Here is a 7875-nt window from a genome sequence, read left to right on the forward strand (position 1 = left end):
TGAAATGTTAGAAATAAAAAAGCACCGATTATCGGTGCTTTTTTGTGTTCATTGGCTGAAACGATTATTTATCCAGCAAATGACCCATTTTAGCGGCCTTGGTCGCCAGATAGTTTTCATTTTTTGGGTTACGACCGACAATCAGCGGTACGCGTTCGATAATGTTAATCCCGGCTTCTGAAAGAATTTCGACCTTTTTCGGATTATTAGTCAGCAGTCGAACGGCATCAACGCCTAGCAGCTTGAACATATCGGCGCACAGGGTGAAGTCACGCTCATCGGCGGCAAAACCTAACTGATGGTTGGCTTCAACAGTATCGTAGCCCTTGTCCTGCAACGCGTAGGCACGAATTTTGTTCAGCAGGCCGATGTTACGTCCTTCCTGGCGGTGATACATCAGGATCCCGCGTCCCTCTTCGGCGATGTGATTCAGCGCCGCTTCGAGTTGAAAACCGCAATCACAGCGCAGGCTGAAAAGCGCATCGCCGGTCAGACATTCTGAATGCACACGTGCGAGCACCGGCGTTTCGCCGCTGATATCGCCGAATACTAGTGCCAGGTGATCGTGTCCGGTTGCCAATTCTTCAAAACCCACCATCAGGAAATCGCCCCATGGTGTTGGCAGTTTGGCTTCTGCCACCCGTTTCAGCTGCATGTTACTCTCCAAAACCTACAATATATTGGTCAATTCTTGTGGCGCATCCTACGTAGAGATGCACGGCTTGACCAGAAAAAACAGTGTGACTCGGCGCAAAGTATGAGTCACAAGTATAACATTCACGGCTGGACTGCGTTGCAGGCCGCTGCGTAGAATGCGCATTATACATTTCATTTTTATGAATCTTTAGATATTAAGGCCATACAATGCTTCAAATCGCTATAAGGACGTCGTGTGCAGCTTTACTCCTCCTCATTATGCCTGCCTTGGTCTGGGCAAGCGGCTGGCTATGGTCGCCGGGGATGAGTGGCCTTATCTTACGCCCATTCTACTGGATGACCGAGACGGTTAGTGCTCCGTGGGGCACATTGACGAATATCGTACTATGCGCCTGGTTTCTCTGGTGCCTGCGTTATCGAATCAAACCGGCGATCGTGCTGATTGTGTTGCTTAGCGCGGCGGTACTGATTGGCCAGGGGGTGAAAAGTTACGTCAAGAAAGAGGTGCAAGAGCCGAGGCCTTATGTGCAATGGCTGGGTAAGTCTCAGGAAATGGACGTTACGGCTTTCTATCTGCAAAAAAGCAAGGCGCGCAGTGCTCAAGTTAAAGAAGAGTTGGGCAATGTAAAAGACAATGCGCTTATCCCACAATGGCTGGGCAAAAGCTGGCAAGCCGATACGGGTTTTGCGTTCCCTTCCGGCCATACAATGTTTGCCGCCAGTTGGGCGCTGTTGGCCGTGGGATTACTGTGGCCGCGTCGCCATTACAAGACAATCGCGATTTTGCTGGTTTGGGCGAGCCTGGTCATGGGCAGTCGTCTGTTGCTGGGCATGCACTGGCCTAGAGATTTGATGGCATCAGTGGGGATCAGTTGGGTATTGATCACCTTCGCCAGCTGGCTTGCACAAAAACTCTGCGGGCCCTTCACTCCGCCAGTTCAGGAGCAGCAAGAGATTGAGCAGAGAGAGCCTGAATGACCTCTTATGCCTTTAAATATGAACAATTGACCCCATATAATCACAGAGCTATTGCTTAGTACGTCTGATAAACGCAATGCTAAGATTCCGTAAAGGAGTATTTATGGAACGAGTCTTTAGAGGTTGTATGAACTTTCCGCAATCTCGGGATATTCAGGCCTCAATATTTCCCTGCGGCGGTGGGAAATGCTAACTTATTAGGTTAGGACGTCAGTTTTTGGCATAATTTATCCGGACTCTCCGGCATTACAGGAATGAATGTGAAATATTTGCTGATTTTTTTGTTCGTGCTGGTCATCGTCGTGATTTCAATCACATTGGGTGCCCATAACGATCAGGTTGTAACCTTTAACTATTTACTGGCGCAGGGTGATTATCGCGTTTCCACGCTGTTAGCCGTGCTGTTCGCTACCGGCTTTGTGCTGGGCTGGATTATCTGCGGCCTGTTTTATTTGCGAGTGCGCCTGTCATTGGGCCGCGCACAGCGTAAAATCAAACGTTTAGAGCAGCAAGTTGCACCGACCACGACCGAACCCGCTGTTGCACAGTCGCCGGTCATCAAGGAATAACCTTATATGTTAGAACTGCTGTTTCTGTTATTACCCGTTGCTGCCGCCTATGGCTGGTATATGGGGCGCAGAAGCTCACAACAGGATAAACAGCAGAATGCCAACCGTTTATCTCGGGAATATGTGGCGGGAGTGAACTTTTTACTTTCGAATCAGCAAGATAAAGCGGTTGACCTGTTTCTTGATATGTTGAAGGAAGACAGCAACACTGTTGAGGCGCATTTAACTCTAGGTAACCTTTTTCGCTCACGTGGCGAGGTTGACCGGGCGATTCGTATTCACCAGTCGTTGATGGAAAGCGCCTCATTGACTTTCGAGCAGCGACTGCTGGCAATTCAACAGCTTGGCCGAGACTACATGGCGGCAGGCTTTTACGATCGCGCCGAAGACATGTTTAACCAGTTGGTCAAAGAGGAAGACTTTAAGCTGCTTGCCTTGCAGCAGCTGCTGGTTATCCATCAGGCCACCAGCGACTGGCAGAGCGCGATAGACGTTGCCGAAAAACTGGTGAAACTCGGTAAAAATGATAAACATCAAGAAATCGCCCACTTCTATTGTGAACTGGCGTTGCAGGCGATGTCTTCCGATGATCTTGATAAAGCGACGGCAATTTTGAAAAAAGCCGCTGCGTCAGACAAACTTTGTGCTCGCGTTTCGCTGATGCAGGGTCGCATCCTGTTAGCTCAGGGCGAATACAGCAAAGCCGCCGATGCACTGAAACGTGTGCTTGAACAAGATAAAGAAGTGGTCAGTGAAACGTTGACCATGCTGCAAGAGTGCTATCAGCATCTTGGTAATCACACGGAGTGGGCGGAGTTTCTTAAACGCTGCGTGGACGAAAACACCGGGGCAACTGCTGAACTGATGTTGGCCGAGATCCTGCAACAGGAAGAAGGCCGCGAGGCTGCTCAACTGTATATCAATCGCCAATTACAGCGCCATCCGACGATGCGTGTGTTCCATCATTTGATGGACTACCACCTTGCAGACGCGGAGGAAGGGCGTGCGAAAGAGAGTTTGATGCTGCTTAGGGATATGGTCGGCGAACAAATCCGCACCAAGCCGCGCTACCGCTGCCATAAGTGTGGATTTACCGCGCATTCGCTGTATTGGCATTGTCCGTCATGTCGCGGTTGGGCAACGGTGAAACCGATTCGAGGTCTCGACGGACAATAAAGAAGCAAGAGTTACTTCTTTTTGCTGGTAGTTTTAGCTGTGGATTTATTAAGAAGTTGACGTAATTTTTTCAGCTCTTTCTGGGTGAGCGCAGGTTCGGTATGTTCGCCCAGATGCTGATTATCGATTTCGATGGCAGGTTCTTCGTGCTTTTCAACTTTTTTGCTTTTCTTGTCTTCAGTAATGGCAAAGCTTTGTTCAAGACGGGCGCAAACTTCAACACTGAGAGAATGTTCGCCTTGCAACGCTGCTTCTCTGATTTGTTCTTTGAGCGCCAGCGGTATCTTAATGGTTAATGTAGATATCTCACTCATATTTAAGAATTCCTAGATTAAAACAACAAACTAAGCCAGCGATGCTTTGCTGTCTACCCGTTCACAAAAAATTCATAAAAATGTAACAAAAATATCAACGATCTGTCGTGAAACGAACGGCTGGGCTTTAGGTCCTACGCCATGTAGAATGCGGGCGTCAGAATTTTGTCCTACTCTCTTTTTCGTTTAAAACTCACAAAAGGTTGAAGAAATGAAGTCAGAAAATAACCCTCACAACAACGACTTGAAATCATCTCCTATTGTGGTCGCGCTTGATTACGCTAATAAGTCAGCCGCGCTTGATTTTGTTGACCGGATTGATCCTCGCGATTGCCGCCTTAAGATCGGTAAAGAGATGTTCACTCTGTTTGGTCCACAGTTGGTCAAAGACCTACAATCTCGCGATTTTGATGTGTTCCTCGATCTTAAATTCCACGATATTCCCAATACCGTGGCGCACGCTATTGCCGCCGCGGCCGATTTGGGTGTGTGGATGGTAAACGTCCACGCAAGCGGCGGCGCGCGCATGATGACAGCAGCCAAAAATGCCTTGCTGCCGTTTGGCAAGGATGCGCCGTTGCTGATTGCCGTCACTGTACTGACCAGCATGGAGGCCAGTGATTTGGCAGATCTCGGTATCTCACTCAGCCCTGCAGATTACGCTTTACGCCTCGCAACGTTGACGCGCGATTGCGGCCTGAATGGTGTGGTCTGTTCTGCGCAGGAAGCTGTAGCATTTAAAACTCAGCTGGGCCAGGAATTCAAATTAGTCACACCGGGCATTCGCCCTGCGGGCAGCGCGGCCGATGACCAGCGTCGTGTGATGACTCCTCGTGATGCCCAGCTTGCTGGCGTAGATTACATGGTGATTGGTCGTCCGATTACGCAATCCGGCGATCCGGCGCAAACGCTGCGTGAAATCCGCGCTTCGCTGGTGTAAGGAGTTGATTGATGAGAAACGATGATAATAGCCGTTTAGTTTATTCTACCGAAAGCGGCAGGATTGATGAGCCGAAAGCCAAGGTTGAAAGGCCCAGGGGAGACGGCGTGGTTCGCATCCAGCGCCAGACCAGCGGCAGAAAAGGCAAAGGCGTGTGTCTCATCACGGGCGTTGATTTGGATGACGCGGCATTGGATAAACTGGCCGCCGAATTAAAGAAAAAATGTGGCTGTGGCGGTTCACTTAAAGATGGCGTGATTGAGATTCAGGGTGATAAGCGTGACTTGCTCAAGCAGCTGCTGGAAGCCAAAGGGATGAAAGTGAAGCTTGCTGGCGGATGAAGTTAAAAGTGTCTTTAAGTCTAATTACAATCTGCTGCGTTTTTTATTTCGCAGCAGATTGTGAATAATAATTCATATTATTCTTTTCGCTCCTGCAAATTTTATTATGCAGGAGCGATTACCGCAGAGGAAAAATAGTAATATTTTCTCTTTATACCAACAACGTCAAAATTATTTACTTTTTTTATCTGACCAGGTTTTTTCTTATCGGTTGATCTGATGACCCACAACGCCACCGACTGCTGCGCCACCAAGAGTACCTAATGCGCTACCATTGGTCAGCACTGCGCCTCCCAATGCACCTGCACCAGCACCAATTGCCGTATTACGGCCGCGATTAGACATGTTTCCACATGCACTTACTGACATCACAACTACAAGCACCAAGCCAATACTGGCAATACGTTTATTTAAGAGCATTGTCATTCTCCTCAGAAAGGATCTCACTTTTGAACATCAATAAGTATAGTTAATAAATGGCATCTCCGCGGGATTAACATAAATTACTGGTAAAGGATTTTTGCTAACAGGTAAATAGTCTTAATTCCCGCGGGGTCATAACCAAGACAGCACAATTGGCAACCTCGCAGACAGTTTTTTAATTGCAGCAGAACAGTACGTACTCTTCAGCTATTTTCACCATACCCCCCGATGCACTGTGCTCCGAGAATAGAGGAAAGGGCTGATAGAGGATGAGCCAATGCTCAAACAATTGAAAGAACAAGTACTTGAAGCCAATCTCGCGCTTCCTCGTCATAATCTGGTGACTTTTACCTGGGGCAATGTCAGCGCAGTTGATCGCCAGCTTGGATTAATGGTTATTAAACCCTCTGGAATCGAGTATCAGCATATGACCCTGGAAGATATGGTGGTGGTTGAGATTGAGAGCGGCAGAGTGGTGGAGGGCAATAAAAAGCCGTCCTCCGACACTGATACTCATCGTGTTTTATACCTCAACTTTGCCGATATTGGTGGTATTGTGCATACCCATTCCCGTCACGCTACTATTTGGGCGCAGGCCGGCCTGGATATTCCGGCTTGGGGAACGACTCATGCCGATTATTTTTATGGCGCCATCCCCTGTACTCGCAAGATGACCAAGGCCGAAATTGCCGAAAGCTATGAATGGCAAACCGGTGAGGTTATCGTTGAAACCTTTGCCGAGCGTCGGCTTTCCGCCCAGGAAATCCCAGCGGTGCTGGTCCATTCGCATGGCCCGTTTGCCTGGGGAAAAGATGCTGACAATGCAGTGCACAACGCGGTAGTGCTTGAAGAAATTGCCTACATGGGGATCTTTTCGCAACAGCTGTCTCCGCAGTTAGAGACTATGCAGCAGTCGCTGCTTGATAAGCATTATTTGCGTAAACACGGCAAGCATGCCTATTACGGCCAATAGCTGTAAAAATTTCGCCTCAAAGTTAAACGAAATAAAGCCGCATCTGAAGAGTTGCGGTTTTTTTTTGCCTGCATCACAAAATCAAAACCGCAGACCTTTTAAAAAGAAACATCGTTTCATTTATATGTTGCCGATCACTTTTATTTCGTCAAGAAGCCGCTAATTTAGCGCTCAGTAGCAGAAACTTTTAAGTTTTAATCCGAATAAGGCTCATTCATCGTACTTCACGATCTACTGACCAGGTGGGTATTACATGCAAATTAAACGTGCAATCGAAAAAATCCCCGGTGGGATGATGCTGGTACCACTTTTTATTGGCGCGGTTTGCCATACGTTGGCACCCGACTCCGGTAAGTATCTGGGTTCTTTCTCCAACGGACTCATTACTGGCACGGTTCCAATTCTGGCTGTGTGGTTTTTTTGTATGGGCGCCTCCATCAAACTCAGCGCCACGGGGACTGTATTACGTAAATCAGGCACGCTGGTGGTAACTAAAATCGCCGTAGCGTGGGTGGTTGCCGCATTGGCCTCGAAGTTTATCCCTGAGCACGGAGTCGAGATTGGCTTCTTTGCCGGACTCTCTACGCTGGCTCTGGTTGCCTCGATGGACATGACCAACGGCGGTCTTTATGCCTCGGTGATGCAGCAGTACGGCACCAAAGAGGAAGCCGGTGCTTTCGTTTTGATGTCGCTGGAATCTGGGCCATTAATGACCATGATCATCCTTGGCACGGCGGGGATTGCCTCCTTTGAGCCACACGTTTTTGTCGGAGCGGTGCTGCCATTCCTGGTAGGCTTTGCCTTAGGTAATATCGACCCAGAATTACGCGAATTCTTCGCAAAAGCGGTGCAGACTTTGATTCCTTTCTTTGCCTTTGCATTAGGCAATACTATTAACCTCAGCGTGATAGCTCAAACTGGCCTGCTTGGCATCATGCTTGGGTTGTCGGTCATCGTCATCACTGGCATCCCGTTGATGCTGGCTGACAAGTTCATCGGCGGGGGAGATGGCACGGCGGGTTTAGCCGCGTCCAGTTCTGCAGGTGCCGCGGTGGCCACGCCAGTGTTGATTGCCGAGATGGTACCGCAATTCAAAGCCGCAGCACCAGCTGCCACCGCGCTGGTTGCCACTTCGGTAATTGTAACCTCAATATTGGTACCGATCCTGACTGCTATGTGGTCACGTCGCATCAAGAATCGTGCGATAAAAGGTAAGGTGATTGAAGATCAAATGGCGCGGATTAAATAAATCCTCGTCATCTTTTAAACGGCAGCTGCGTTGGCTGCCCTTACTTACCCCGGTCACTTACTAATGTAAGCTCCCGGGGATGCGCGCGATTGCCGCCTTGCTGTCGCTTAAAATATTTAGAGGATTCCAGCGAGTTGCTGTTTTTTAAATGGCAGCTGGGTTGGCTGCTCTTACTTACCCCGGTCACTTACTGATGTAAGCACCCGGGGATGCGCGCGGTTGCCGCCTTGCTGTCGCTTAAAATATTTAGAGGAT

10 protein-coding genes are annotated in these 7875 nt (G+C 48.8%); 7 read left to right on the forward strand and 3 right to left on the reverse strand.

Annotated features, from left to right (window positions below):
* Positions 1-64 precede the first annotated feature (64 nt).
* Complete coding sequence (ribA, locus tag SPM24T3_RS06900; protein ID WP_009636006.1) at positions 65-655, reverse strand: GTP cyclohydrolase II; 591 nt, start codon at positions 653-655, stop codon at positions 65-67.
* Positions 656-864: 209 nt separating this feature from the next.
* On the opposite strand from ribA, the gene pgpB reads away from it, so the two are divergent.
* The 3 genes from pgpB (at position 865) to lapB (ending at position 3380) form a co-directional block, all read left to right on the forward strand.
* A complete protein-coding gene (gene pgpB / locus SPM24T3_RS06905; RefSeq protein WP_009636007.1) occupies positions 865-1635 on the forward strand; it encodes a phosphatidylglycerophosphatase B in 771 nt (256 codons plus the stop codon).
* A 260-nt stretch (positions 1636-1895) separates the two neighbouring features.
* Positions 1896-2204 (forward strand): LapA family protein, encoded by a 309-nt coding sequence (locus SPM24T3_RS06910; RefSeq protein ID WP_009636008.1) that lies wholly within the window; start codon positions 1896-1898, stop codon positions 2202-2204.
* 6 nt (positions 2205-2210) lie between these two features.
* Positions 2211-3380, forward strand: coding sequence for a lipopolysaccharide assembly protein LapB (gene lapB / locus SPM24T3_RS06915; RefSeq protein WP_009636009.1), 1170 nt, complete (start codon positions 2211-2213; stop codon positions 3378-3380).
* Between the two features lie 11 nt (positions 3381-3391).
* On the opposite strand, the gene SPM24T3_RS06920 is transcribed toward lapB, so the two are convergent.
* On the reverse strand, positions 3392-3694 hold the full coding sequence (locus SPM24T3_RS06920; protein WP_009636010.1) for a hypothetical protein: 303 nt from the start codon (positions 3692-3694) through the stop codon (positions 3392-3394).
* Between the two features lie 211 nt (positions 3695-3905).
* On the opposite strand from SPM24T3_RS06920, the gene pyrF reads away from it, so the two are divergent.
* Both pyrF and yciH read left to right on the forward strand, forming a co-directional pair.
* Positions 3906-4634, forward strand: coding sequence for an orotidine-5'-phosphate decarboxylase (gene pyrF, locus SPM24T3_RS06925; protein ID WP_037377782.1), 729 nt, complete (start codon positions 3906-3908; stop codon positions 4632-4634).
* Between the two features lie 11 nt (positions 4635-4645).
* On the forward strand, positions 4646-4975 hold the full coding sequence (gene yciH, locus SPM24T3_RS06930; protein WP_009636012.1) for a stress response translation initiation inhibitor YciH: 330 nt from the start codon (positions 4646-4648) through the stop codon (positions 4973-4975).
* Positions 4976-5179: 204 nt separating this feature from the next.
* On the opposite strand, the gene osmB is transcribed toward yciH, so the two are convergent.
* Entirely contained in the window at positions 5180-5401 is a 222-nt protein-coding gene (osmB, locus tag SPM24T3_RS06935) for an osmotically-inducible lipoprotein OsmB (RefSeq protein WP_037377785.1), read from the reverse strand.
* A gap of 274 nt (positions 5402-5675) precedes the next feature.
* On the opposite strand from osmB, the gene araD reads away from it, so the two are divergent.
* Both araD and kdgT read left to right on the forward strand, forming a co-directional pair.
* On the forward strand, positions 5676-6371 hold the full coding sequence (araD, locus tag SPM24T3_RS06940; RefSeq protein WP_009636014.1) for an L-ribulose-5-phosphate 4-epimerase: 696 nt from the start codon (positions 5676-5678) through the stop codon (positions 6369-6371).
* A gap of 253 nt (positions 6372-6624) precedes the next feature.
* Complete coding sequence (gene kdgT, locus SPM24T3_RS06945; RefSeq protein ID WP_009636015.1) at positions 6625-7620, forward strand: 2-keto-3-deoxygluconate transporter; 996 nt, start codon at positions 6625-6627, stop codon at positions 7618-7620.
* Positions 7621-7875: the final 255 nt, after the last annotated feature.

The organism is Serratia sp. M24T3, from assembly GCF_000257645.1.
Classification (GTDB): Bacteria; Pseudomonadota; Gammaproteobacteria; order Enterobacterales; family Enterobacteriaceae; genus Rouxiella.

Bases quoted from the DNA above. Each gene is read 5' to 3' on its own strand.
- yciH (WP_009636012.1), top strand. From the start codon at position 4,646: ATGAGAAACGATGATAATAGCCGTTTAGTTTATTCTACCGAAAGCGGC.
- lapB (WP_009636009.1), top strand. From the start codon at position 2,211: ATGTTAGAACTGCTGTTTCTGTTATTACCCGTTGCTGCCGCCTATGGC.
- osmB (WP_037377785.1), bottom strand. From the start codon at position 5,401: ATGACAATGCTCTTAAATAAACGTATTGCCAGTATTGGCTTGGTGCTT.
- SPM24T3_RS06920 (WP_009636010.1), bottom strand. From the start codon at position 3,694: ATGAGTGAGATATCTACATTAACCATTAAGATACCGCTGGCGCTCAAA.
- pgpB (WP_009636007.1), top strand. From the start codon at position 865: ATGCTTCAAATCGCTATAAGGACGTCGTGTGCAGCTTTACTCCTCCTC.
- ribA (WP_009636006.1), bottom strand. From the start codon at position 655: ATGCAGCTGAAACGGGTGGCAGAAGCCAAACTGCCAACACCATGGGGC.
- kdgT (WP_009636015.1), top strand. From the start codon at position 6,625: ATGCAAATTAAACGTGCAATCGAAAAAATCCCCGGTGGGATGATGCTG.
- araD (WP_009636014.1), top strand. From the start codon at position 5,676: ATGCTCAAACAATTGAAAGAACAAGTACTTGAAGCCAATCTCGCGCTT.
- pyrF (WP_037377782.1), top strand. From the start codon at position 3,906: ATGAAGTCAGAAAATAACCCTCACAACAACGACTTGAAATCATCTCCT.